Annotated in this window: 16 protein-coding genes; 2 read left to right on the top strand and 14 right to left on the bottom strand. The window is 67.0% G+C overall.

Translation table 11 applies throughout. The annotated features are described in order from the left end of the window. Positions 1-32: 32 nt before the first annotated feature. From AC5P98_RS06445 to AC5P98_RS06410, 8 genes are all read right to left on the bottom strand, one after another. Positions 33-2,210 (bottom strand): response regulator, encoded by a 2,178-nt coding sequence (locus AC5P98_RS06445; RefSeq protein WP_049407400.1) that lies wholly within the window; start codon positions 2,208-2,210, stop codon positions 33-35. Further along, complete coding sequence (gene rpfG / locus AC5P98_RS06440) at positions 2,207-3,352, bottom strand: cyclic di-GMP phosphodiesterase response regulator RpfG (RefSeq protein ID WP_032959453.1); 1,146 nt, start codon at positions 3,350-3,352, stop codon at positions 2,207-2,209. Before rpfG ends, AC5P98_RS06445 begins: the two co-directional genes overlap by 4 nt. A 205-nt stretch (positions 3,353-3,557) precedes the next feature. Further along, the gene (gene lysS / locus AC5P98_RS06435; RefSeq protein ID WP_495229911.1) at positions 3,558-5,069 is read right to left on the bottom strand and encodes a lysine--tRNA ligase; all 1,512 of its coding nucleotides are present in this window, start codon (positions 5,067-5,069) and stop codon (positions 3,558-3,560) included. 160 nt (positions 5,070-5,229) lie between these two features. Beyond that, positions 5,230-6,870: an acetolactate synthase large subunit gene (locus AC5P98_RS06430; RefSeq protein ID WP_014647004.1), complete on the bottom strand. Its 1,641-nt coding sequence runs from the start codon at positions 6,868-6,870 to the stop codon at positions 5,230-5,232. Between the two features lie 62 nt (positions 6,871-6,932). Next, the gene (locus tag AC5P98_RS06425) at positions 6,933-8,318 is read right to left on the bottom strand and encodes an NAD-dependent succinate-semialdehyde dehydrogenase (RefSeq protein WP_049407398.1); all 1,386 of its coding nucleotides are present in this window, start codon (positions 8,316-8,318) and stop codon (positions 6,933-6,935) included. Positions 8,319-8,991: 673 nt separating this feature from the next. Further along, on the bottom strand, positions 8,992-9,774 hold the full coding sequence (locus tag AC5P98_RS06420) for a helix-turn-helix transcriptional regulator (protein WP_032959457.1): 783 nt from the start codon (positions 9,772-9,774) through the stop codon (positions 8,992-8,994). Between the two features lie 156 nt (positions 9,775-9,930). Next, positions 9,931-11,056 (bottom strand): peptide chain release factor 2 gene (gene prfB, locus AC5P98_RS06415; protein ID WP_014037064.1). Its coding sequence is split into 2 segments (ribosomal slippage): positions 9,931-10,980 and positions 10,982-11,056, totalling 1,125 coding nucleotides; the frame shifts between segments, so codons are not numbered across the junction. A 70-nt stretch (positions 11,057-11,126) separates the two neighbouring features. Next, positions 11,127-11,987, bottom strand: coding sequence for a LytTR family DNA-binding domain-containing protein (locus tag AC5P98_RS06410; protein ID WP_032959458.1), 861 nt, complete (start codon positions 11,985-11,987; stop codon positions 11,127-11,129). A gap of 175 nt (positions 11,988-12,162) precedes the next feature. On the opposite strand from AC5P98_RS06410, the gene AC5P98_RS06405 reads away from it, so the two are divergent. Then, positions 12,163-13,362 (top strand): acyltransferase family protein, encoded by a 1,200-nt coding sequence (locus AC5P98_RS06405; RefSeq protein WP_049418897.1) that lies wholly within the window; start codon positions 12,163-12,165, stop codon positions 13,360-13,362. A 102-nt stretch (positions 13,363-13,464) separates the two neighbouring features. Here AC5P98_RS06405 and AC5P98_RS06400 read toward each other — a convergent pair whose 3' ends face one another. Continuing rightward, positions 13,465-16,374, bottom strand: a complete 2,910-nt coding sequence (locus AC5P98_RS06400) for a DUF2135 domain-containing protein (protein ID WP_049418900.1) — start codon at positions 16,372-16,374, stop codon at positions 13,465-13,467. A gap of 142 nt (positions 16,375-16,516) precedes the next feature. Further along, entirely contained in the window at positions 16,517-18,274 is a 1,758-nt protein-coding gene (recJ, locus tag AC5P98_RS06395) for a single-stranded-DNA-specific exonuclease RecJ (RefSeq protein ID WP_049408780.1), read from the bottom strand. A 145-nt stretch (positions 18,275-18,419) separates the two neighbouring features. On the opposite strand from recJ, the gene AC5P98_RS06390 reads away from it, so the two are divergent. Continuing rightward, a complete protein-coding gene (locus tag AC5P98_RS06390; RefSeq protein WP_049408778.1) occupies positions 18,420-19,460 on the top strand; it encodes a DUF1176 domain-containing protein in 1,041 nt (346 codons plus the stop codon). Positions 19,461-19,569: 109 nt separating this feature from the next. Here the strand turns inward: AC5P98_RS06390 and AC5P98_RS06385 are convergent, their stop codons facing one another. From AC5P98_RS06385 to carA, 4 genes are all read right to left on the bottom strand, one after another. Beyond that, positions 19,570-20,487 carry a Regulatory protein, RpfE type gene (locus AC5P98_RS06385; protein WP_014646995.1) on the bottom strand — a complete coding sequence of 306 codons (918 nt, stop codon included), beginning with the start codon at positions 20,485-20,487 and terminating at the stop codon, positions 19,570-19,572. 4 nt (positions 20,488-20,491) lie between these two features. After that, positions 20,492-20,956 (bottom strand): transcription elongation factor GreA, encoded by a 465-nt coding sequence (greA, locus tag AC5P98_RS06380; protein ID WP_026347191.1) that lies wholly within the window; start codon positions 20,954-20,956, stop codon positions 20,492-20,494. 8 nt (positions 20,957-20,964) lie between these two features. Continuing rightward, a complete protein-coding gene (gene carB, locus AC5P98_RS06375; protein WP_014646994.1) occupies positions 20,965-24,207 on the bottom strand; it encodes a carbamoyl-phosphate synthase large subunit in 3,243 nt (1,080 codons plus the stop codon). Between the two features lie 149 nt (positions 24,208-24,356). Then, the gene (carA, locus tag AC5P98_RS06370; protein ID WP_014646993.1) at positions 24,357-25,484 is read right to left on the bottom strand and encodes a glutamine-hydrolyzing carbamoyl-phosphate synthase small subunit; all 1,128 of its coding nucleotides are present in this window, start codon (positions 25,482-25,484) and stop codon (positions 24,357-24,359) included. Positions 25,485-25,675: the final 191 nt, after the last annotated feature.

Raw genomic sequence — 25,675 nt, 5'->3', positions numbered from 1 at the left:
CCACCGGGCTTTTTTTGGGTCCACGCCACGCCTCAGCGCGCTTCACCATCATCGGCGGCGCCGCGCATGCGGCGTTCGGCCCGCGCGTCCAGCGCGCGCCGGCCTTCCTTGATCGCCTCCTGCAGGATGCCCAGGCGCGGACGCCATTCGGTCTTGAGCTGCCAGTCGGCCATCCGCATCAGCTCGCCGGCACGGTTGGACGCGCGCATCAGGCCGAGGTTGCTGGCCACGCCCTTGATCGCGTGGGATTGTTCGCGGAACACATCCCACTGCGTGGCCTCGCCGGCCTGCTCGGCCTTGCCCATGCAGCTCGCCACGTCCTCCAGGCACTGGCGGATGAACTCACGTTCGAAGCCCTCGCCCATGCCCAGCGAAGCCAGTTCGTCCAGCACGCTGCTGTCGAGCACGCCATCCTGCAGCGGCGCCGCCGGTCGCACCACCGGTGCGGCCATGGTCTTCAGCTGGGCATTGCTCGCGATCTCGGCCAGCGTATCGAGCAGGCGCACCGCAACGACGGGCTTGGCCAGGAAGGCATGTGCGCCGGCCTGGGTACAGCGCTGGATCGCCTCGGGCGTTACATCCGCACTGAGTACCAGTACCGGCGTGCGCGGACCGCCGCCCGCCTGCATCACCCGCAGTTCCTTGAGCATGTCCAGCCCGCTCATGCCCGGCATGTGCAGATCGACGATGACCGCGTCGAACTCGCTGTCGGCCAGCGCATCCAGCACCGCCTCACCGCCGTCCACGCACAGCACGCGATGGCCGGCCTTCTGCAGCAGGCGCTGCAGGACCATGCGGTTGGCCTCGTGGTCGTCGGCCACCAGGATCTGCATGCTGCGCACGCGGGCGCGATGGCGCAGGAACGGATCAGCAAAAGCGATCACGTTGCCGCCCGGGCCCGCGTCTTCGTCGCCGCTCAGGCTCGGCACCGCGCCCGGCACCTGCGGCTGCGGCGGCGCGAACGGCAGCTCGACCCAGAAGTGGCTGCCGCGCGGCGGGTTTTCCAGATAGCCGATGTCACCGTCCATCGCCTCGACCAGGCCCTTGGCGATGGTCGTGCCCAGCCCCGTCCCCTCGTGGCGGCGCGCCATGCTGACATCGGCCTGCTCGAACGCGTCGAACAGCCGTGCACGCATGGCAGGTGGCACGCCGATGCCGGTGTCGAGGATGTCGAAGCGCAACCGCACCGCCCCGCTGGCATCGGCCTGCACCACGCCGACACGTATCTCGACCCGGCCATGGTCGGTGAACTTGACCGCGTTGCCGGCCAGGTTCAGCAGGATCTGCCGCAGGTGCCCGACATCGCCGCGCACGCGTGGCGGCACACCATCGGCCACCTTCACCCGGTAATCCAGCCGTTTGGCCTTGGCCTGTGGCAACAGGATCAGACCGATCGCCTGGATCACGTCGGCCACGGCGAAGTCCTCGGCCACCACGCGCAGCTTGCCGGCCTCGATGGCGGAGATGTCCAGCACTTCCTCCACCAGTGCCAGCAGGCTGCGCGACGACGCCTGGATGGTGTTGAGGCACTCGCGCTGCTCGTCATCCAGGCGCGTGGTGGCCAGCACTTCGGTCATGCCGTTGAGACCGTTCAACGGCGTGCGGAACTCATGGCTCATGTTGGCCAGGAACCGGCTCTTGGCCTCGCTGGCGCGGCGCGCCTCGGCCATCGCTTCGGTCAACTGCCGCAGCAATGTCGAGAAGTACAGCGGCACCGCTGCCAGGCCCAGCCAGAGGCCGATGGCCAGGCGGAAATTCTGTTGCCAGTAAGGCGTCAGCATCACGGTGCAACCGAAGCTCACCATCGCCATGGCCACCGCCACGTACAGATAGTGGTTGCCAAAGCGCATGCCATTGCCGACCGTCACCCACATCACCACGATGTAGACCCAGGCCAGCGGCTCACCCATCTGCACCATGCCGGCAGCAATGAGGCCGTAGTCAGCCAGCATGCCCAGCACGCGGCGGGGATCGGAACGCGCCGGCCGCCACAGCAGCCAGCCGAACAGCAGCAGCGACAGGCTCAGGCCGGTCAGCACGATCGCCAGCACACCGACGTACTGGGTGTGCGGCAGATCGTGGCGCGGTGCCGGCAACAGCACGTAGGCCAGGATCAGGCTGATCAGCACGATGCGGACGATCTGCTGGCCGTGCTCGCTGTCCTGGCGCTGGGACAGGCGCAGCCGCAGCTGCGACAACAGGCGTTTCACGCGCCCAGCCCCGGGCGCGCGGACGCCATCGAATGCTCGGCGCAGATCTGGTCGAGCTGTTCGCGGCCGCGCAGCAGCGCGTCCACGCATCGGGGATCGAACAGGCGGCCACGCTGGGCGTAGAGATAAGCCAGAGTGGCTTCCATGGTCCATGCTTCCTTGTACGGACGGGGCGAAATCAGGGCGTCGAAGACATCGGCGACGGCCACGATGCGCGCTTCCAGCGGAATCGCGTCGCCGACCAGCCCATCGGGATAGCCACTGCCGTCGTAGCGCTCATGATGACGCAGTGCGATCAACGCGCCAACCTGGATGAAGCGATTCTGGCTGCCGCTCAGCAGTTCGTGGCCAATCCGCGGGTGCCTGCGCATGATCGCCAGCTCTTCCTCGTTGAGCTTGCCCTGCTTGAGCAGCACCGCATCGGGAATGGCGATCTTGCCCATGTCATGCAGCGGCGCAGCCATTTCGATCAGGCGCACCTCCTCTTCGGGCAGCCCGAGCTGTTCGGCGATCAGTCCGGCCACGCGCGCCATGCGCTCCAGGTAGGCGCTGGTGCCGGCATCACGGAACTCGATCGCGCGTGCCAGCCGCGACAGCGTTTCGCGCTCGCGCTCTTCGACCTCATGCATGCTGGCCAGCAGGCGCTGCTCCAGCGACAGCGCCCGCTGCTTCACGTTCTCGGTCTGCTGGCGCAGCTGCAGCAGGTTGTAGCAGCGCGCCCGCAGCTCGCGCGGGCGGATCGGCTTGACCAGGAAGTCGATGACGCCTGCTTCCAGTGCCGCTTGCCGGATCGGCTCGTCACCGACCACGGTGATCAGGATCACCGGAATGTCACGGTGCTTGGGCAGGCGACGGAAACGACGAGCGAATTCCAGCCCATCCATCTCCGGCATGCGGTAATCGAGCAGCAGCAGGTCGACCGGATGGGCTTCGCACCAGGCCAATGCGGTCAGCGGGTCTCCGAAGTCATACACGCTCAGTTCCGGCGCGATGTCTTCGATGACGTGACGCAGCATCGTCCGGGCCGAAGTCTGGTCGTCAACGATGACGATGTTCAACGCGTACTCTGCCTGGTTTCTCGACCACGCTGGATCATCAGCAGGCGAGGATACTCTGCCGCTGCGAACGCTCGCACCCTGCATCGGCCTGACTCCCGTGTCATGCGTCCCGATTCATGATCGTCATCACAATGTGAAGCGGACTCCCCACACCGTGCCCTCCCCCTGGCGCCGATCAAGCCATAACAGGCGTCAAGGTAGTGCAATTACGATACGCCGAGTGCGGGACGCGTCAATCGCGCCGTCTCGTTTCGGGACGGCGCGCACAATCGGGAGTCAAAAAGGCGACTTACTGCTCCGGACGCATGTACGGGAACAGCAGTACATCGCGGATCGAGCTGCTGCCGGTCAGCAGCATCACCAGGCGATCCACGCCGATGCCGAGGCCGCCGGTCGGTGCCATGCCGTACTCCAGCGCACGGATGTAGTCGGCGTCGTAGTGCATGGCCTCGTCATCGCCACCTTCCTTCGCCGCCACCTGGGCCTGGAAGCGCTGGGCCTGGTCTTCCGGATCGTTCAGCTCGGAGAAGCCGTTGGCCAGCTCCTTGCCGTTGACGAACAGCTCGAAGCGGTCGGTGTAGCCCGGGTCATTGTCGTTGGCACGGGCCAGCGGCGAGACCTCCACCGGATGGTCAGTGATGAAGGTCGGCTGGATCAGGGTGTGCTCGACGGTGGCCTCGAAGATCTCCAGCAGCAGCTTGCCCCAGCCGTAGGACGGCTTGACGCGGATCTTCAAGCGCTCGCAATGGCGCAGCAGCGCGTCGCGGTCGGTGCAGTCCGCCGCAGAGATTTCCGGATTGTGGTGGCGCACCGCCTCGTCCATGCGCCAGCGGCGGAATGCCGGGCCCAGGTCGATCTTCGCGCCGTCCCATTCGACCTCGGTGCCACCGTTGACGGCCTTGGCCACGTCACGGATCACGCCTTCGGTCAGGTCCATGATCTCGTTGTACGTGGCATAGGCCTCGTACAGCTCCATCATGGTGAATTCCGGGTTGTGGCGGGTGCTGACGCCTTCATTGCGGAAGTTGCGGTTGATCTCGTACACGCGCTCAAGGCCACCCACGGTCAGGCGCTTGAGGTACAGCTCCGGCGCCACGCGCAGGTACAGGTCCAGGTCCAGCGCATTGTGGTGGGTGGTGAACGGCTTGGCCGCCGCGCCGCCGGGGATGTAATGCATCATCGGCGTCTCGACTTCCAGGAAGTCGCGGTTGTCCAGCCACGCGCGCATGGCGCGGATGATCTTCGAGCGCTTGATGAACACCGCGCGCGACTCCGGGGTCACGATCAGGTCGACGTAACGCTGGCGGTAACGCTGCTCGACGTCGGCCAGGCCATGCCACTTGTCCGGCAGCGGGCGCAGCGACTTGGTCAGCAGGCGGATCGATTCGGCCTTGACCGACAGCTCGCCGGTCTTGGTACGGGTCAGGCCGCCTTCGACGGCGATGATGTCGCCCACGTCCCAGCCCTTGAAGGCGGTATAGGCATCGCCCAGCACCGCGCCCTGCAGGAACAGCTGGATGCGGCCGGACTCGTCCTGGATCTGCGCGAAGCTGGCCTTGCCCATGATGCGCTTGGCCATCAGGCGGCCCGCCATCTTCACCTGGCGGCCGTTGCCTTCCAGGGCCTCGGCGGTCCAGGTTTCGGCATCTGCGAATTCTTCCTGCAGGCGGCCGGCGAAGTCCTCGCGACGGAAGTCGTTCGGGTACGCGATGCCCTGCCCATGCAGCGCTTTGAGTTTCTCACGGCGCTCGGCGATCAACTTGTTTTCGTCGACGGGGGGGGTATCGGTAGCTTCGCTCATGGATCTGCGGGAATCGTGTAGTGAGGGGGGATGCAGCGCCCGGCACAGCCGGTTGCCCAGCATACCAAAACCGCCCAGCCCCAGCCGGGAGAGGGGTCAGATCCCTCTGCTGCGCAAAGGGATCTGACCCCGACCGGGACCCCACCTGGACCCTGGATGTCTACCTGTTGCCGGGGAACGCCTGGCGCAACTCATCCACCAGCACCCGCTGGTTCTCCGAATAGTCCACCGGCACCGACACCAGGTGCACCCCGCCCTCGTTGAAGGCCGCTTCCAGGGTCGGGATGAACTGCTCGATGGCCGTCACCTCGTGGCCCTTGCAGCCATAGGCCTCGGCGTACTTCACGAAATCGGGGTTGCTGAAGGTCATGCCGTAGTCGGTGAATCCGTCCACGGCCTGCTTCCAGCGGATCATGCCGTAGGCACCGTCGTTGAGGATCAGCACCACCAGGTTCAGGCCCAGCCGGCGGGCCGTCTCCAGCTCCTGGCTGTTCATCATGAAGCCGCCGTCGCCGCACACCGCCAGCACCCGCCGCTGCGGATACAGGATCGAGGCCATGATCGCCGACGGCAGGCCCGCGCCCATCGTCGCCAGCGCGTTGTCCAGCAGCAGCGTGTTGGCCACCTGGGTGCGGTAGTTGCGCGCGAACCAGATCTTGTACATGCCGTTGTCCAGCGCCACGATGCCATCCGGCGGCATCACCTGGCGCACGTCGTGCACCAGCCGCTGCGGGGTGAACCCGGCCTCTTCGGCCCGGTCGGCCAGGTGTTCGAGGATGGTCGCGCGCAGCGGCAGCAGCGCAGCGGCATTCGGCACCGCGCCCTCGATGCGGTCGGCCAGCTGGGTCAGCGAACGACCGATATCGCCGATCACCTCCACCTGCGGGAAATACACCTGTTCCACCGCCGCCTGCGAGTACCCGATATGGATCACCGTCGGCCCACCCGGGCGCATCACGAATGGCGGCTTCTCGGTGACCTCGTGGCCGATGGTCACGATCACGTCGGCCTGGTCGATCGCCATGTGCACGTAATCGCGCTCGGTCAGCGCCGCGGTGCCCATGTACAGGCCTGAACCACCGGCCACCGCGCCCTTGCCCATCTGCGTGGTGAAGAACGGGATGCCGGCGCGCAGCACGAACGCGGACAGCGCGTCGCTGGACTGCGGCCGCGAGGCCGCCGAAGCGATCATCAGCAGCGGCCGCTTTGCATTGCGGATGAGCTCTGCTGCCCGATCCAGCGCCTCCGGGCTGGCAATGGGACGGTCCACCGCGTGCGGCGGAATCAGCGCCACGCCCTCGACCTCATCGGCAGCAATGTCTTCGGGCAGCTCCAGCAACACCGGGCCCGGGCGCTCTTCCTGGGCGACACGGAACGCCTCGCGGACGATGGTCGGAATGGTGCGTGCCGAGACGATCTGCCGCGCCTGTTTGGTCAGCGGCTTCATCGTGCCGACGATGTCGACGATCTGGAAGCGCGCCTGCTTGCTGGCGACGATGCCCTTCTGGCCGGTGATCATGATCACCGGCCACGCACCCAGCAGCGCATAGGCGGCGCCGGTGGTGAAGTTGAGCGCGCCCGGGCCGAGCGTGGCCAGGCATACGCCCGGCTTGCCGGTCAGGCGGCCGTAAGTGGCCGCCATGAACACCGCCGCCTGTTCGTGGCGGGTGATGACCAGTTCGATGCTGGAATGGCGGAGCGACTCGACCACGTCGAGGTTTTCTTCGCCGGGAATGCCGAAAATGCGCTCGACGCCTTCGTTCTCAAGTGCGGCGACGAGCAGATCTGAACCCTTGGACATCGGATGCCGTCCTTTGTGCTGGACTGATGGTGGATCGTTGCAGGAAGGATGAGAGCCGCGCGTCAATGCTTGTCGAACCACACTGTCTGCGCGTTGACGAATTCACGGATGCCGAAGTGCGAGAGCTCGCGGCCGAAGCCGCTCTTCTTCACACCGCCGATCGGCACGCGAGGGTCGGAAGCGGAGAAGCCGTTGACGAACACACCGCCGGTCTGCAGCCGGCGCGCCAGCTGCATGGCCCGCGCGCGGTCACCGGTCCACAGGTTGCCGCTGAGGCCGAACTCGCTCTGGTTGGCCAGTTCCACCGCGTGGTCGGCATCGCGGGCGCGGCTGATCGAGGCCACCGGCCCGAACGTTTCCGTGTCAAAGGCCTGCATGCCCGGCTCTACGTCCGCCAGTACGGTGGGCGCGTAGAACGCGCCCGGGCGATCGAGCTGATGGCCGCCGACGAGCAGCTTCGCGCCTGCGTCCACCGAGGCGCGCACCTGCGCGTCCAACTGTTCCAGCAGGTCCTGGCGTGCCATCGGACCAATGCGATTGCCCGCTTCACGGCCATCACCGATGGTCAGCGCCTGCACTTTCTGGCAGAACTGCGCCACGAAGCGGTCGTACACCGCGTCTTCAACGATGATGCGCTTGCCGGCAATGCAGACCTGCCCGGTGTTCTGGAAGCGCGAGGTCACCGCCGCATCGACGGCCGCATCCAGGTCAGCGTCGGCCAGCACGATGAACGGATCCGAGCCGCCCAGTTCCAGCACCACCTTCTTCAGCGCCTGCCCGGCCTGGGCGGCGATGCTGCGGCCTGCGGCTACGCTGCCGGTCAGGGTGACGGCAGCGATGCGGTCATCGGCGATCGCACGGCTGGTACCCTCGCGGCTGATGTTGGCGGCGATGAAGGTGCCTTCCGGCAGCCCGGCATCACGCCAGGCGGCATCGAGCAGCTGCGCGGTGCCGACGATGTTCTCGGCCGGCTTCAGCAGGAAGCCGTTGCCGCCCATCAGGATCGGTACCGCCGCGCGCATCACCTGCCAGTACGGGAAATTCCACGGCATGATGCCCAGCACCACGCCCAGCGGCAGGTAGGACACGTAAGCCTTGTCGTCGGGCACCTGGGTCGGCTCGTCGCGCAGGAACTGCGCACCGTGGTCGGCGTACCAGTCGCACAGCACGGCACACTTCTCGATCTCGGCCAGTGCTTCGGCCTGCACCTTGCCCATCTCGGCGGTAGCCAGGGCAGCCAGCGTCTCGCGGTCACGGCGCAGTACGCCCGCCATCGCACGCAACACCTGCGCTCGCTGTTCCAGGCTGCGGGCGCTCCAGGCGGCGAAACCGGCCTGACCGCGATCGAGGATCGCTTCCAGCTCGGCATCCGTGGCGAAGGGATGGCTGGCGATCTGCTGGCCGGTGGCCGGATCGCGGGAAATGGCGGTGGTGGGGGCAGCGGACATGCAGGTCTCCTGGTGTCTCGACGACGGGCGGGCGGCCCGTCTCCTGCACAGGAATGTGGACCCGATTGGCGGAGGCAACAAGGCGTCTGCTTATCCTGTGACCTGCACTTACCTGTCTGAATGGGGGCTCTTGGCAGGGCTGCGCCCTGCACCCGCAGAGGCCGAAGCGACAGCAACGGCAACAGCAACAGCAGCAGCAACAGCGGGCTATCCGTGGGATGGCGAGGTGGGTCCGGTTGCGGGAGACGCCGTAAACCCGTCCTTGGGGGCTTGGCCGCGGCATCCATGCCGCGGACACTCCCGCAACCGGACCCACCCCGCCTTCGACGGTTTTCCGCGACCTGTCGGAAATGCTCTTGGGGTCAGATCCGTTTTCCATAGGAAAACGGATCTGACCCCGGAACTTCTTTCGATATCTGACAGATGTGTCGACCAAGGTCGACACCTACCAACAGCCGCGGGAAATCTGTCAGAGGCGGGGCGGTGTGGGTTGGCAGGACCGTTGGCGCCATGGATGGCGCCATCGAGCCCCCATGGACGGGTTTACGGCGTGTCCTGCCAACCCACACCACCCCGCCATCCCTCGGATAGCCCGCTGTTGCTGTTGCTGTTGCTGTTGCCGTTGCTGTCGCTTCGGCCTCTGCGGGTGCAGGGCGCAGCCCTGCCGACCAACCTACCTACGCGGCAGGTAAGTCACCAGGGAAAGATCGTGCCGGCTCTCCGGCACCAGCGCCACGTACTGCAGGTCCAGCAGCCCGCGCGTGGGATGGTTCAGCTTCTTCGCACCCTCATCGAACCGGCGCACGTCGTGCTCCGGCCACCACTGGCGGAATTCCTCGCTGTGCGCGGCGAGGTCCTCGACCAGCGCCAGGAACGGCGCCTTGTCCGGCGCCTGCGCCATCGCCGCACGGAAGCCTGCCAGCAGGCCGCGGGTCATTTCTTCCCAGTTGAGGATCAGCGTGCGGTACGGCGGGTACAGGAACATCAGCCGCAGCGTGTTGCGCTCATGCGGCGCCAGTTGGCTGTAGTCCACGAACAGATCGGCGATGGCCGGGTTCCAGGCCAGGATGTCGAAGCGGGTGTTGCGCACATAGGCCGGGATCGGCTGCATCGCCTCCACCAGCTGGCGCAAGCCGTCAGTCACGCTCTCGTCCGGTGATTCCAGCGGCACGCCGTAGCCGGACAGCGCGAACGCGTAGGCGCGTTCGTCGTCGCTCATGCGCAGCACCTGCGCCAGGCGCTCCAGCACCTCGGGCGAGGCGCGCACTTCACGGCCCTGCTCGATCCAGGTGTACCAGCTGACGCTCACCCCGATCGCCAGCGCGACTTCCTCGCGCTTCAGGCCCGGGGTCCGCCGGCGCCCGGCCGGCAGGCCGAGCGTGGCAGGATCGACACGGGCGCGGCAGGCCTTGAGAAAGCCGCCGAGTTCTTTGCGTTCACTTTCGCTGCGCATCATCGCTACCGCCGTACCCGTTGTAGCGTCGAGCCATGCTCGACGCATCTGCTACTGCGCCAACAGCAGCCGAGCATGGTCTCGGCCCCACACCGGAAGCGTGATCAGCCACCCTCGGCGTTGCGCACGAGGGTGACGATATCCGCGCAGGCGCGCCGATCAGGCATCGACGCGCTTGGAGCCCACGGCCAGGCCGGCCTTCAGGCTGGCCTCGACGAACTCGTCCAGGTCGCCGTCCAGCACCTTCTGCGTGTCCGACCGTTCGATGCCGGTGCGCAGGTCCTTGATGCGGCTCTGGTCGAGCACGTAGTTGCGGATCTGGCTGCCCCAGCCGATGTCGGACTTGGTGGCTTCCACCGCGTCCTTCTCGGCGTTGCGCTTCTGGATCTCCAGTTCATACAGCTTGGCGGCCAGCATCTTCATCGCGTTGTCGCGGTTCTGGTGCTGGCTGCGGCCGGTCTGGCAGGCCACGACGATGTTGGTCGGGATGTGGGTGATACGCACCGCCGACTCGGTCTTGTTCACGTGCTGGCCACCGGCACCGGACGAACGGTACACGTCGGTACGCAGGTCGGCCGGGTTGATGGTGATATCGATGTTGTCGTCGATTTCCGGCGACACGAACACCGAGGTGAAGCTGGTATGGCGGCGGTTGTCCGAGTCGAACGGCGACTTGCGCACCAGGCGGTGCACGCCGGTCTCGGTCTTCAGCCAGCCATAGGCATAGTCGCCTTCCACGCGCAGCGTGGCCGACTTGATGCCGGCGACGTCGCCACCGGACACTTCCATCAGTTCGGTCTTCCAGCCGCGCGACTCGCACCAGCGCAGGTACATGCGCAGCAGGATCTCGGCCCAGTCCTGGGCTTCGGTGCCGCCGGCACCGGCCTGGATGTCGACGAACGCCGCCGCATTGTCCATCTCGCCGGAGAACATGCGCTGGAACTCCAGCTTCTCCACGTGGGCCTGGTGCTTGTCCAGGTCGGCGACCACGGCCAGGGCGGTGTCCTCGTCCTGCTCGGACTCGGCCAGCTCCAGCAGCTCGGTGGCATCGTTCAGGCCATCGAGCACCGAGGCGATGCCGCCCACGGTCTTTTCCAGGCTGGAACGTTCGCGGCCCAGGTTCTGGGCGTACTCGGCGTTGTTCCAGACGTCGGGGCTTTCCAGCTCCCGCGTTACTTCTTCAAGACGCTCTTTCTTGGCGTCGTAGTCAAAGATACCCCCGAAGCGACAGCACGCGATCGGTCAGATCGGTGATGCGCTGGCGGACAGGATTCAGTTCGATCATGTCGGCGGTTATGCATTCAAAAGATGACTGGTAATGATACCGCAGGCTGCGGGTGCCCGGAATGAGGGCCTCACCCTGCCCCCAGCGCCTGCCGCAGCAGCGGCAGCTGGCGCCGGCTGCACGGCACTTTCGCCCCGTCGGCCATGTGCAGCAGGGCCTCGCCACCGTCCAGCGGCTCGATCGAGCGCAGCTGGCCCCGATGGATCAGCCAGCTGCGGTGCGGGCGCAGGAACTCGCCCGGGTCGAGCCGCTGCTCCAGCACCGCCATGGTGATCCGCAGCGGATAGTCGTGGCCGCGTACCCGCAGGTTCACATAGTTCCCCGCGGCCTGGGCATACTCCACGTCCGCCGTGGCGACCAGGAACTCCTTGCCCAGCTTGCGCACCAGGAAGTGCTGGGGGCGCTCGACCGGCTCCACCGGCGGGCCGACGTCCGGCTCGGCCAGCAGGCTCGCCTCGCCCTGCCTGCGCCGGCCGAACCAGCTGGCAAAGTGCTCCAGTGCCACGAACATCGCAAACGTGCGTACATCCTTCAGGTATTCGTAGGCAAAACGCTCCAGCCAGCCGGCATCGTCCTGGTAGCGATGGCCCAGCGACCCGTAGGCCAGGTGCCGCAGCAGCACCATCCCCACCACGTGCAGCAGCGACCAGCCGACGCTGGCCAGCAGATACAGCGGCAATCGCCGCTTCCAGGTATCGGCATGCAGCGGCCAGCGCTCGCAGCCCCACCACAGCAGCGGCAGGGTCAACAGGACCAGGCCGAGGCTGCTGAACTCCCAGATCATCGGCTCCCACAGCCCGAGATCGGCGCCGCGGCGACTGGCGTCCATCACTTCCACCAGCGCATTGGTCACTGCCGAGGCCGACAGGATCGCCGCCCATACCAGCAGGCGGGTTGAAGTACGCCAGCGCGATGGTCGGCCTTGGGTCATTGCTGCATCCATGTCGTTGCGGTGCTCCAGCCTGCCTCAAGGGACAAAGGGTAGCGGCTCCATTGATCCCACCACCCCCGCCATTGGTCACTGCGTCGGTTCCAGCGGCCCCTTGCCAGTCGCCGCACGGACCGGGCGGCGTCACCTTGGCTCGATTCTCCGGCACACCACCACCATGACCCGACGCTACGACATCGACGCCCTGCGCGTGTTCGCCTTCGCCCTGCTGATCCTCTACCACACCGCCATGGCCTACGTGGACGACTGGGGCTTTCACCTCAAGAGCGTGCATACCGCCGAATGGCTGCAGTGGCCGATGCTGTTCGTCAACCGCTGGCGGATGTCGCTGCTGTTCCTGATCTCGGGTATCGCCATCGCGCTGATGCGGCCGGAAGGCAGGTTGCTGCGCTTCGCCGGCCTGCGCACCTGGCGGCTGCTGCTGCCGCTGCTGTTCGGCATGTTCGTGATCGTGCCGATCCAGCCCTATTGCGAAGGCGTGGCCAACGGCCACGTGGCACCCGGCTTCGGCCAGTTCCTGCTGCGCTACTGGCAGGTGCGGCCGTGGCCGGAAGGCAGCTTCGCCGGCTGGCAGTACGGCATTACCTGGAACCACCTGTGGTACCTGGCCTATCTGTGGAACTACACGCTGGCCTTGGCCCTGTTGATGCCATTGCTGGGAACGGCGGTGGTTCGCCGCGCGATGGCGCTCTGCGCAGCATCGCCGATGCTGCTGATCGGCCTTCCGTCCGCCCTGCTGCTGGCCTGGGTGATCTGGCTGGAGCCGATCTACCCGTCCACCAATGCCCTGCTCGGCGACTGGTACCAGCACGCGAAGTACGCGACGGTGTTCCTGGCCGGCTACCTGCTGGGTCGTGAACCGGTGTTCTGGGAGCGCGTGGTCGCCCTGCGCCGCACCACGCTATGGCTGGCGCTGGCTGCCGTCGGCTGGTATCTGGGGTTGCGCATCCTCGGCCAGGTATTGCCCGCCGATTCCCCGCTGCGGCAATGGCCCGAACCGTTCTGGGACCTGCAGGGCCGGGCCAGCCAGTCGCTTTACGTATGGACCGCGCTGCTGGCCATCCTCGGCTGGGGAAAGGTCTTCCTCGATCGCCCGTTCCGCTGGCTGCCGTACTGCACCGAGGCGATCTATCCCTGGTACATGCTGCACCAGAGCCTGATCATCGTGCTGCTGTTCTGGCTCAAGCCACTTCAGTTGGGCCCGTGGATGGAACCGGCCCTGCTGCTGGCCGGTACTGTCGGCGGCTGCCTGCTGATCCATGAGTTGCTGATCCGTCGCGTGCGTTGGCTGCGGCCCCTGTTCGGCCTGCGTGCGAATCCGCCGGCGGCGCCAATGGCGCGCACCGCAGTAGTGTAGAGCCGAGCCCGCGCTCGGCTGCCTCTGCCATGAGCCGCGCATGTGCCCGGCGCTACATCAAGGCAGTCGAGCCAGCTCGACTCTACACGGGTGCCCGAGCGATCAACGCACCTCGAACTCGCCCACCAGCACGGTTTCGGCGCGATCCTTCAGCCGCATCGTCACCATCTGGTCCTTCTGCTTGGCCGTGCCCCAATGGGTGGTCAGGCGCAGCGTCAGCGTCGTCGCACCGGTCACCAGCTGCTGGCGACTGCCGAAATAGTTCGCCTCGACCTTGTACTTGCCCGGCTTGGCGTTGCGCAGCGAGAACTGCTCGGGGCCATAGCCGCCGGTGAAGTCCTGCGACATCCGCCCGCCCTGGTAGGTCTGGCGGTTGCCGTAGTAGGCACGCTCGCCATTCGGGTCGGTCACCCACAGGTCCATGTCGCTGTTGTCGGCATCCCAGGACAGCACCACGCGCAGGTCCAGCGGCATTGCCTGCAGCAGGCGCGGGTCGATGGCCGACGTATCCAGCCGTCGCGTGCTGCGCGCCACCAGGTTGGTCAGCTCATCCAATGCGATCAGGGCGATGCCATCGAAGCGGCTGTCCCACGGCCGCACCACCACCTGGTACAGCGGCGCCAGCGCCTGCTGCGGCTTGCCGGCCGATGCCAGCGCCAGGCCCAGGTCGCGGAAGCTCTGCGGTTCTTCCTGGCCCATCGCCAGCACCTGCTCGAACACCGGCACCGCCAGTGCCGGGGCATCAGCCTGCATCAGCCGGTAGCCGAGCACGCGCAGCAGATGCCGGTTGTCCAGATCCATCTCGGCCAGGTTCGACAGTACCCGCAGTGCCAGTTCGCGCTGGCCCTGCTCCAGCAGCAGCGCGGCCACATCGAGGAAGAACGCGCTGCTGTCGGCGTGGGCATCGCGCTCGGCCAGATAGCGGTCGTAAAGTTGCGACGGCGGACCCTGGCGCAGGCGCCGGGCGATGGCCGAGTCCGGCTGCCAGGCCGCCAGCTGGATGCCGAGTTGGCCGTCGTTGGCGGCAGCAGATGCGTCGGCGAACCCACCGGTGACCGCGATCGCATCCAGCGCCTTGCTCGATGCAGGTGCGGAGCGGCGCGCGCGTGCGCTGCTGGCTTCCATGCGCTGCTCGGCGGCGGCCATCGGTGCCGGGGCGGGTGGTGCCGCCGGGGCCGGCGCGGCGAGCATCGCCACCGGCGCTGATTCCATCGCGTAGTCCGCGGAGGCCACTTCCAGTGCCCCGCCCTTTGCCTGCGGCGGCATTCCCTTCGGCCAGCTGCGGTTCCACCACTGCTGGCGCTCCTTCCAGCGTGCCGCCACCTCATCCAGGCGCTGGCGATCAGCAGCGGCGCGATCTCTTACCTGCACTGCGAACCTGGCGTCGTACTCGGCGCGCAGCGTGCCCGAAGGGCGGATCGCATAGCGCAGGTAGTCCTCCAGTGTCTCCAGCACGATCAGCGAGGTATCCGGCCCGACCAGGCCAAACTGCTGCGACAGGCGCTGCATGGCCTCGCGGTTGCCGCGGCGGTCGGCGGCCAGCTGCTGCAGGCGCGCCTGCGCCCACAGGCCGGCCAGCAGTTCGCCGTCATCGCTTTTCTGCGTGGCCGGCAGTGCCTGCCATTCGCCGCCACCCACGCGCACCCGCATCGGCACGCCGTCGGCCGCCAGTCGTGCATGCAGCCACAACCAGCCCTGGGCTTCACTGCGACGATCGATCACCACGTCCTGCACGCCGCGCCCTGCATCGACCTGCACATCCAGCGGCGACGACAGCAGCTCACGGGCGGCCAATTCGACATCCTTCCCCAGCGCTACGAAGCGACCACCATGCGCTTCGCTCCAGCCACGCAGTCGCACGGCATCGGTGCGCGCGCCGGCGCTGCTGACCGCAAACAGGCGTTGATCCGGCGCCATCGCCGGCAGCTGTTCCGGCCCATAGGTCAGCAGGCCATCGCTGAACAGCAGGTATTCCTTCACGCTCGATTGCGGCTGCCACTGCGCCAGCGCGCTGGCACCGTCCGGGCGCACGGCCTGCAGGGCTGCGCGCAGCTCGCTCCAGTTGCCGGCGCGGATGCGGAATCGACGCACCGGCTCGGCGCGATCCCGCAGTACGGTCAACGCCACGCTGCCGTCACCCAGCGCAGCGAAATAGCGATCCAGCAGGGCGAACTCACGTGTGCGATCGCGCTGGCCCGCCGAGCCGGAACCGTCCCACAGCAGCCCGATCTCGCTGGGCAACGTGCGCGGCGTGCTGCTGGCCACCACCGGCAGCTGCGCCAACAGGTAATGGCCGTCCTGCCAGGGCGCCACCTGGACCTGCGCCTGACGTGCTGCCGGCAGGTTCCACTGCAGCTGCTGCGGCAACTGCGCGCCCTTGCCCTGCCACAGCAGTTGGCCCGCGCTGATGCGGAAGGGTGCCGTACCTGCAGTGGTCGCGCCGGGTGTCTGCAGTTTCAGTTCAACCGAGGCCGCGCCGGCGGCGAACTGCAGCGGCAGCGTCCACTGCCAGCCTTGGCCGGCGAAGGCCAACGGCTCGCGAATCACCAGCTCCACGCGCCGGCTACCGCCGGCCGGCAGCGGGTAGATGCGCAACCGGAACTGGTTGCCAGCGGTCTGTTCCAGCAGGCCCGGGTCGACCCCGCGACGGGCGATCTCCTCGAACACCTGGCGGCCGCGATCCTTGGGCACCGGCACCGCGTCACGCATCTCGCCGTTGATATCCAGCGCGAAGCCGCTGACCTGCTGACCGTCGGCCAGCGGGAACTGCAGCTCGCCCTCCAGCACGCGCCGGTTCGGGTTGTGGAATTCCAGTGTGATCCGGGTCTGGGCGATGCCGGCCTGGACTTCGCCTTCGATGCGGGCGTGTCGCAGCTGCACCGCCTGCTCGGCGGCCGGGGCAATCAGCAGAGGCATGCTGGCCTGCGGCCGGGAGATCGGCGGCGACTGCGCGCCAGCGGGCCAGGCCGCGAGGGCCAGCAACAACACAGTGCAGCAACGGACGAAGACCATGAGCGGACTCCAGTGGGATCGTGAACCTTTGAACGCACCAGCAACCGTAATGGGGTTGGCGCCCCCAAAAAGGGGACGGAGGGGATTAAGTCGCAAGTGGCAAACAAGGCACAAGCGACTTAATCCCCTCCGTCCCCTTTTTTCATGCGGGCAGGCAGTGCTCCACGATCAGCTGGATGGCGCTGCCGCCACGATAGTCGTCGCAGGCGAGGCGATAGGCGAGATGCACATGGCGACCGGGCGCGTTGCCGTGCCAGCCGCCGAAATGGATGGCGTTGATCGTGCCGGGTACGCCGGGCAGGCGCAGTTCCAGCTTCAGGTGACGCTCCTTCAGCACGCGCCAGTTGGCCACTTCGAAGTGGCCGTCGAACAGCGGCTCGGGGAAGCCCTGGCCCCACGGCCCGGCCAGGCGCAACGCATCGGCGTGGCGATGGTCCAGCTCGTCCGCCGCCAGTTCGCCATCACTGAGGACCTGCTGCTGCAGTGCCGCCGGATCGAGCATCTCCAGCACCACCGCGACGAAGGCGGCCTTGAAGTCATCGATGTGGTCACGCCGCAGGCTGAGGCCGGCCGCCATGGCGTGGCCACCGAAGCGTTCGATCAGGCCCGGGTGGCGCGCATCGACCAGCGCCAGGGCGTCACGGATGTGCAGGCCGGGAATGGAGCGCGCCGAGCCTCGCAGGGTGTCGGCGCCGGGTTCGGCCGGGGCGAAGGCAATCACCGGACGATGCAGGCGATCCTTCATCTTCGATGCGACCAGGCCAACCACACCCGGATGCCAGTCGGCATCGAACAGGCAGGCCGCCACCGGTCGCTGCCCCGACATGTCGAGCACCACGCGGGTCAACGCCTGCTCGGCGTCATCGGTCATCGACTGCTGCACCGCGCGGCGTTCTGCGTTGATCTGCTCCAGCGTCTGCGCGATCTCCCGCGCCTGGCGCGGGTCTTCGGTCAGCAGCAGCGCGATGCCCAGCGCCATGTCTTCCAGCCGGCCCGCGGCATTCAGGCGCGGGCCGAGCGCGAAGCCAATGTCGGTGGCAGTGAGCCGCGCGGCATCACGGCCGCTGGCTTCGATCAGCGCACGCAGGCCGACACAGCCCTGCCCCGCGCGCAGACGGCGCAGGCCCGCGCTGACCAGTGCCCGGTTGTTCGGATCCAGCGCCACCAAGTCGGCGACGGTGCCGACCGCCACCAGGTCCAGCAGCGTGGTGAGGTCCGGCCCCTTGCCATCGGCGAAGACGCCGGCCTCGCGCATGTGCCGGCGCAGCGCCATCAGCACGTAGAAGATCACGCCGACGCCGGCCAGTGACTTGCTGGGGAAGGCATCACCGTCGAGATTGGGATCGACGATGACATCGGCCGGCGGCAGCTGCGGCCCGGGAAGGTGATGGTCGGTGACCAGCACCTGCCAGCCGCGCGCCTTGGCGGCGGTCACGCCCGCATGGCAGGCGATGCCGTGATCTACAGTCACCAGCAGGTCCGGCTGCAGCGCGGCCAGTTCCTCCACCAGCGACGGCGACAGGCCATAGCCATGCACCATGCGGTTCGGCACCGCGTGGAAGACGTGCTGCGCGCCGAGCATGCGCAGGCCGCGCACGCCGACCGCACAGGCGGTGGCGCCATCGCAATCGAAATCGCCGACCACCAGGATGCGCCTGTCATTGGCGATGGCCTCGATCAGCAGACCCACCGCATCATCGATGCCGGTCAGCAACTCGGGCGCGTGGAGGCTGCCCAGTTTCGGCAGCGCCAGCTCTGGCGTACCTGCGCCACGGCTGGCATACAGGCGCGCCAGCAGTGGCAGCGTGCCCTCTGGCCAGCTGCCGGGTACGACCGCATCGCGGCGGCGGATCATCGGCGTATCGGAGGAGGAGTGCGCAGCATCGGCGGCAAGGGACATCGGCATCGCCGGGTTGCGGAAGACATCCCCATGATAGCGCGGGGTCGGATCTCTCTGCCCGCAGGAGGCTCCACCCCGATCGCGAGCATTTGGAATCTGCCAGCATATCTTCCATGCTTGTCGGCCCGGAAATGGACTTCAACGCATGCATCGCACGCTCCTTCCCGCGCTGCTGGGCATCGCCCTGGCCCCGGCCGTCCACGCCGCCACGCCCGAACCGAAGGCCGGCGTGCAGTTCCAGCACAACGACTGGTCGCTGGCCTGTGACAACACCCGCACCTGCCGCGCCGCCGGCTACAGTCCGGAACAACCCGGCAATCTGCTCAGCCTGATGCTGGAACGCGCGGGCGGCCCGGGTACGAAGGTGCTCGCGCGGCTGCGCAATGGCGAGGATGGCGAAAGCCCGACGCCGACCGGGGCGCTGCGCCTGCGCCTGAACGGCAAGGACCTGGGCCCGGTGCACGACACCGGCGACGGGGACAACGTGTTGTTGCAGCAGGCACAGACCGATGCACTGGTCGCCGCACTGCCGCGCCAGGCACGCATCGAGATCATCGACGGCAAGGGCAAGGCGTGGCCGATCTCCGACAGCGGCGCAGCGGCCGTACTGCTGAAGATGGACGAGGCCCAGGGCCGGCTGGGCACGCCCGGTGCGCTGGTGCGGCGTGGCGACAAGCCCGAAGCGAGCGTGCCTGCGGCATTGCCGGTACCAGTGATCGTGCGCGGCACGCTGATGGCACCGCGCGCCTCGGACGCGGCGCTGGCCAAGGCAACGGGCCTGCGCAAGGCGCTGATCGCCAGCCTGCCGAAGCCGGATGAGTGCGGCCGCCTGAGCGATGGCGGGACAGATGAGATCGAGATCCAGCGACTGGACGCCCAGCATGTACTGGCAAGCACCAGTTGCTTCGTGGGTGCCTACAACATGAGCAACGCCTACTGGGTGGTGCGAGACAGATCGCCGTACCAGGCGACCTTTGTCACCAACCTGGCCGAAGATTTTGACCGCGATGACGCTACGCTGCGAGGCCGCTCCCGAGGCCGCGGTGTCGGCGATTGCATCTCCGCCAATGACTGGGTGTGGGACGGGGAGCGCTTCGTGAAGAGCAGCGATTTCACGACGGGCCAGTGTCGCAATATGCTCGGCGGGCACTGGACACTGCCGACGGTGGTCAGCGAGGTCCGTTGAGGCGCCGCTACCTGCGGTAGTGCCGGCCGCTGGTCGGCAACCCCGACAAACCCTCGGGGTCAGAGCCGTTTTCCGATGGAAAACGGATCCGACCCCCGGTCGACCCCGATCAATCGTGAAGCTGGCGCGGCTTCTTCCAGAACTGCCAGCGCTGTCCGCGATCCAGCTGGAACTGCAGGCCGTCCTCGAAATCCAGCACCAGCCGCTGCAGCTCGCCGCGCTTCAGCGCGGCCAGCAGCGGACGGATCGCATCGTTGCCGAGCTGCTGCAGCGAGCGCAGCTGGCGCAGATCAACCAGTGCATCGACCGCCTGCTCGCCATCCACGGCTACGCCAGCCGCAAGAGCCAAGCCCTGCAGCAGCGCATCGCGGCTGCGCACCTGCGCATGCGGCGTGCTGACCGACACCGGCATCACGCCACCGCCCCAGAACCACAGCGAATTGATCGGCTGTTGTCCCTGAGCGGCGCGCTGCTGGTTCCAGGAATGGTTGTGCAGCAGTACCTGCGCTTCGGTCATCAGCGCCCGCCAGCGACGGCCGCCCTCGCCCTCCGGCAGATGCGAGAACAGGTCATCGCCCAGCACCTCGTCCGGACTATTGAAGTCCGGCAGCACCAGGTCGATTGGAAGCCGCAGGTACCAGCGCGACGGGTCCGGTGCGTCAAGCACGAAGCCGGCATCGGCAAACAAGGGCTGCAGCACCGGCAGCAGGGCCAGGCTGTCGGCCAGCGTCGGCCGCAGCGTTTCGCCGTAGGCCATCATCCGCGCGCCATGCATGTCCGGCACCATGCAGGCCGGATCGGCACGCAGCCAGCTGGCGCCGGCCGCATCGCCGACGTCGCGCTGGCGGGTCAACGCGGCCACCGGCCAGTGCGGCGCGGCAACCGCGAAATGGCGCGTCAGCTGCGCGCGTTCGCCCGGCGCGACCTGCACGGTCGTGGCACGGCCGAGTGCACGTGCCACATCGTCCGGCAACGCAGCCGCGGCAAAGCGGCTGCGGGCCGGCAACAGCAGGGTCGCCGTTGCCACCGTGTCAGTCCACGTAGCTGACGCTGACGATCTCGTACTCGCGCTGGCCGGCCGGGGCGTCGATCACGATCGAATCGCCTTCGAGCTTGCCGATCATCGCGCGCGCCACCGGCGAGGAAATCGCGATCAGGCCCAGCTTGATGTCCGCTTCCAGGTCACCGACGATCTGGTACTTCTTCTCTTCGTCGGTTTCCACGTCGGCCAGCGTCACGCTGGCGCCGAACACCACCTTGGAGCCGGCGTTGAGCTTGCTCACGTCGATGATCTCGGCGTGCGACAGCTCGCCTTCCAGCTGCTTGATGCGGCCTTCGATGAAGCCCTGTTCCTCGCGCGCGGCGTGGTACTCGGCGTTCTCCTTCAGGTCGCCATGCTCACGCGCTTCGGCGATGGCGGCGATCACCTTCGGGCGCTTGACCGACTTCAGGTGATCCAGTTCGTCGCGCAGCTTCTGCGCGCCCTTCATGGTGATGGGGGCTCTCATGCATTCAACTCCTTGTGCAGCTCCTGCAGCGACCAGACGGGACCGGTGCCGCGGAATTCCAGTGAATCCACCAGCGCCTTGGCGCCGGCAATGGTGGTCGAGTAGGTGACGCGATGCTGCAGCGCCTCGCGACGGATCGAGAACGAGTCGTTGATCGCCGAACGACCTTCGGTCGTGTTGACGATGTAGACGATCTCGCCGTTCTTGATCGAGTCGACGATGTGCGGACGGCCTTCGACCACCTTGTTGATGATCTCGCAGTCCATGCCGTGCTGCTGCAGCCAGGCGGCGGTGCCACGGGTGGCGACCAAGCTGTAGCCACGCGCCAGCAGCGCCTTGGCCACCGGCAGCACGCGCTTCTTGTCCGGATCACGCACCGAGACGAAGGCCTTGCCAACCGGCGGGGCCTTGATGCCGCCGGCTTCCTGCGCCCGCGCGAAGGCGGCGTTGAAGGTGCGGCCCACGCCCATCACCTCACCGGTGGAGCGCATCTCCGGCCCGAGGATCGGGTCGACGCCCTGGAACTTGGCGAACGGGAAGATCGCTTCCTTCACCGAGTAGTAGTCCGGCACGATTTCCTTGGTCGCGCCCTGCTCGGCCAGCGTCTTGCCGGCCATGCAGCGGGCGGCGATCTTGGCCAGCGGCATGCCGGTGGCCTTGGACACGAACGGCACGGTGCGCGAGGCACGCGGGTTCACTTCCAGCAGGTAGATGGTGTCGGCACCCTCGTCGCTGGTCTGGATCGCGAACTGGGTGTTCATCAGGCCGACCACGTTCAGGGCCTTGGCCAGCTCCACCACCTGGCGGCGCAGCTCGGCCTGGGTTTCAGCCGACAGCGAGTACGGCGGCAGCGAGCACGAGGAATCGCCCGAGTGCACGCCGGCTTCTTCGATGTGCTCCATCACGCCACCGATCAGGACGTTGCCCTGGGCATCGGCAATGATGTCGACGTCGCACTCCACGGCGTTGTCGAGGAAGCGGTCCAGCAGCACCGGCGAATCGTTGGACACCTTCACCGCGTCGCGCACGTAGCGGGCCAGGTCGGCTTCGCCGTAGACGATTTCCATCGCACGGCCGCCCAGCACGTAGCTCGGGCGCACCACCAGCGGGTAGCCGATCTCGCGGGCCAGCAGCAGGGCTTCCTGGTCGTTGCGGGCGATGCGGTTCGGCGGCTGCTTCAGGCCCAGCGTGTCGACCAGCTGCTGGAAGCGCTCGCGGTCTTCGGCCAGGTCGATCGAGTCCGGGCTGGTGCCGATCACCGGCACGCCATTGGCTTCCAGCGCGCGCGCCAGCTTCAGCGGGGTCTGGCCGCCGTACTGCACGATCACGCCCTTCGGCTGTTCCAGTTCGACGATCTCCAGCACGTCTTCCAGGGTCAGCGGTTCGAAGTACAGGCGGTCGGAGGTGTCGTAGTCGGTCGACACGGTTTCCGGGTTGCAGTTGACCATGATGGTTTCATAGCCATCCTCGCGCAGCGCCAGTGCCGCGTGCACGCAGCAGTAGTCGAACTCGATGCCCTGGCCGATGCGGTTCGGGCCACCGCCCAGGATCATGATCTTGTCGCGGTTGCTCGGCGCGGCCTCGCACTCGTCCTCGTAGGTCGAGTACAGGTAGGCGGTGCCGGTGGAGAATTCACCGGCGCAGGAGTCCACGCGCTTGTAGACCGGGCGCACCTTGTGCGCACGACGCAGCGCGCGGATGGCGGCTTCATTGGTGCCGGTCAGCTGCGCCAGGCGCGCATCGGAGAAGCCAGCACGCTTCAGCTTGCGCAGGCGTGCGGCGTCCAGCGCGTCGATGCCACCGGCAGCGACTTCGCCTTCTGCAGCGATGATTTCCTCGATCTGGTCCAGGAACCAGTGGTCGATGAACGACAGTGCGTAGATCTCTTCCACGCTCATGCCGGCGCGGAACGCGTCGGCGACGAAGAACAGACGCTCCGGGCCCGGCGCCTTCAACTCGCGACGCAGGGTCTGCAGGTCGTCTTCGTTGGCCAGGTCCAGGCCGGTCGGGTCGAAGCCGACCTTGCCGGTTTCCAGGCCACGCAGGGCCTTCTGCACCGACTCCTGGAAGGTACGCCCCATCGCCATCACCTCGCCCACCGACTTCATCTGGGTGGTCAGGCGGGCATCGGCGGCCGGGAACTTCTCGAAGGCGAAACGCGGGATCTTGGTGACGACGTAGTCGATAGACGGTTCGAACGAGGCCGGGGTCAGGCCACCGGTGATTTCGTTCTTCAGTTCGTCCAGGGTGTAACCCACGGCCAGCTTGGCGGCGACCTTGGCGATCGGGAAGCCGGTGGCTTTGGAGGCCAGCGCCGAGGAACGCGACACGCGCGGGTTCATCTCGATGACGACCACGCGGCCGGTCTTCGGGTTGATGCCGAACTGCACGTTCGAGCCACCGGTATCGACGCCGATCTTGCGCAGCACGGCGATGGAGGCATCGCGCAGGCGCTGGTACTCCTTGTCCGTCAGGGTCTGCGCCGGCGCCACGGTGATCGAGTCACCGGTGTGCACGCCCATCGGGTCCAGGTTTTCGATCGAGCAGACGATGATGCAGTTGTCCGCAGTGTCGCGGACCACTTCCATCTCGAACTCCTTCCAGCCCAGCACCGACTCTTCCACCAGCACCTCGGTGGTCGGCGACAGTTCCAGGCCGCGGCTGACGATCTCGACCAGCTCTTCGCGGTTGTAGGCGATGCCGCCACCGCTGCCGCCCAGGGTGAAGCTGGGGCGGATGATGGTCGGGTAGCCGACGCGGGTCTGGATCTCCAGCGCTTCGTCCAGGGTGTGGGCGACGGCGGCGGTCGGGCATTCCAGGCCGATCTCACCCATGGCCACGCGGAACAGCTCGCGGTCTTCGGCCATGCGGATCGCTTCGCGCTTGGCGCCGATCAGTTCGACGTTGTACTTCTCCAGCACGCCGTTGTCGGCCAGGTCCAGCGCGCAGTTCAGCGCGGTCTGGCCACCCATGGTCGGCAGCAGCGCATCGGGCTTTTCCTTGGCGATGATCTTCTCGACCGTCTGCCAGTTGATCGGCTCGATGTAGACGGCGTCGGCCATCTCCGGGTCGGTCATGATCGTGGCCGGGTTGCTGTTGACCAGCACCACGCGGTAACCCTCGTCACGCAGGGCCTTGCAGGCCTGGGCGCCGGAGTAGTCGAACTCGCAGGCCTGGCCGATGACGATCGGGCCAGCACCGATGATGAGGATGGTCTTGAGGTCAGTGCGCTTGGGCATTTTCTTCTCTAAGTCAGTACAGCGTGACAAGGGGGAGTGATCGCACGCTGTCGATCAGGAATCTTGATCCGCAGCGCCGCGCCGGGGGCAGCAGCGATGCGGGGTTTACGGTCCATCGCGACGCCACCGGGGGGCCGGCGGCGTACTGATCACGCCTTGGCCTGCTCCATCAGCACCACGAAGCGGTCGAACAGCGGACCGACATCGGTCGGGCCCGGCGACGCTTCCGGGTGGCCCTGGAACGAGAACGCCGGCACGTCGGTGCGGGCGACACCCTGATTGGTGCCGTCGAACAACGAGCGGTGGGTCACGCGCAGGGTCGGCGGCAGGGTCGCTTCATCGATCGCGAAACCGTGGTTCTGCGAGGTGATCATCACCCGGCCGCTGTCCAGGTCCTGCACCGGGTGATTGGCACCGTGGTGGCCATGGCCCATCTTCATGGTCTGCGCGCCCGAGGCCAGGCCCAGCAGCTGGTGGCCCAGGCAGATGCCGAAGGTCGGGATCTTCACATCGATGAAAGTCTTGATCGCTTCGATGGCGTAGTCACACGGCTCCGGGTCACCCGGGCCGTTGGACAGGAACACGCCGTCCGGCTTCAGGGCCAGCACTTCGGCGGCCGGGGTCTGCGCCGGTACCACGGTCACTTCGCAGCCACGCTCGGCCAGCATGCGCAGGATGTTGGTCTTCACACCGAAGTCGTAGGCCACGACCTTGAACCGGGCCGGCACGCTGACGAAAGCGTTGGCATCCAGGTCCAGCTGGCCCTCGGTCCAGGTGTAGGTCTTCTCGGTAGTGACGACCTTGGCCAGATCCATGCCCTTCAACCCCGGGAACTTGCGGGCGGCTTCCAGTGCCTTTTCCACGTCGATGTCGCCGGCCATCAGCGCACCGTTCTGCGCGCCCTTCTCGCGCAGGATGCGGGTCAGCTTGCGGGTGTCGATGCCGGCGATGGCAACCACGCCACGCTGGATCAGCCAGTCCTGCAGCGACACCTGGCTGCGCCAGTTGCTGGGGCGGCGCGGAACGTCGCGCACGATCAGGCCGGCCGACCACACCTTGGACGCTTCGTTGTCCTGGTCGGTCATGCCGGTGTTACCGATATGCGGATAGGTCAGCGTGACCATCTGCCGGGCGTAGGACGGGTCGGTCAGCACTTCCTGATAGCCGGTCATGGCGGTGTTGAACACCACCTCACCGACGGACAGGCCGGGCGCGCCTACGGATTCGCCCTCGAATACGGTGCCGTCTTCGAGGACGAGGATTGCGGCTTGGGTCACGGGAATCTCACTTTGGCTACCGAGGGGGCTGCCGAAGTCACGCCTGCGCTTCACGGAAATCCGGTTGCAAAAAAGCGCGGACGTACGGTCTGGGACCGGTCCGGCTTTCGTGATTCGGCGAGTGCGAATTGTAGCGCTGCCGGGGCGCTCGCGCCAGCGGTTATCGCGCTTCATGAACAGGCGATTGCGCA

Source organism: Stenotrophomonas sp. YJH_SMC_135, assembly GCF_059372355.1.
The sequence above is the reverse complement of the archived record's forward strand: the minus strand, read 5'-3'. Positions and strand labels throughout refer to the sequence as shown.

Bases quoted from the DNA above. Each gene is read 5' to 3' on its own strand.
- rpfG (WP_032959453.1), bottom strand. From the start codon at position 3,352: ATGCAGGGTGCGAGCGTTCGCAGCGGCAGAGTATCCTCGCCTGCTGAT.
- lysS (WP_495229911.1), bottom strand. From the start codon at position 5,069: ATGAGCGAAGCTACCGATACCCCCCCCGTCGACGAAAACAAGTTGATC.
- AC5P98_RS06430 (WP_014647004.1), bottom strand. From the start codon at position 6,870: ATGTCCAAGGGTTCAGATCTGCTCGTCGCCGCACTTGAGAACGAAGGC.
- AC5P98_RS06425 (WP_049407398.1), bottom strand. From the start codon at position 8,318: ATGTCCGCTGCCCCCACCACCGCCATTTCCCGCGATCCGGCCACCGGC.
- AC5P98_RS06420 (WP_032959457.1), bottom strand. From the start codon at position 9,774: ATGATGCGCAGCGAAAGTGAACGCAAAGAACTCGGCGGCTTTCTCAAG.
- AC5P98_RS06410 (WP_032959458.1), bottom strand. From the start codon at position 11,987: ATGACCCAAGGCCGACCATCGCGCTGGCGTACTTCAACCCGCCTGCTG.
- AC5P98_RS06405 (WP_049418897.1), top strand. From the start codon at position 12,163: ATGACCCGACGCTACGACATCGACGCCCTGCGCGTGTTCGCCTTCGCC.
- AC5P98_RS06400 (WP_049418900.1), bottom strand. From the start codon at position 16,374: ATGGTCTTCGTCCGTTGCTGCACTGTGTTGTTGCTGGCCCTCGCGGCC.
- recJ (WP_049408780.1), bottom strand. From the start codon at position 18,274: ATGTCCCTTGCCGCCGATGCTGCGCACTCCTCCTCCGATACGCCGATG.
- AC5P98_RS06390 (WP_049408778.1), top strand. From the start codon at position 18,420: ATGCATCGCACGCTCCTTCCCGCGCTGCTGGGCATCGCCCTGGCCCCG.
- carB (WP_014646994.1), bottom strand. From the start codon at position 24,207: ATGCCCAAGCGCACTGACCTCAAGACCATCCTCATCATCGGTGCTGGC.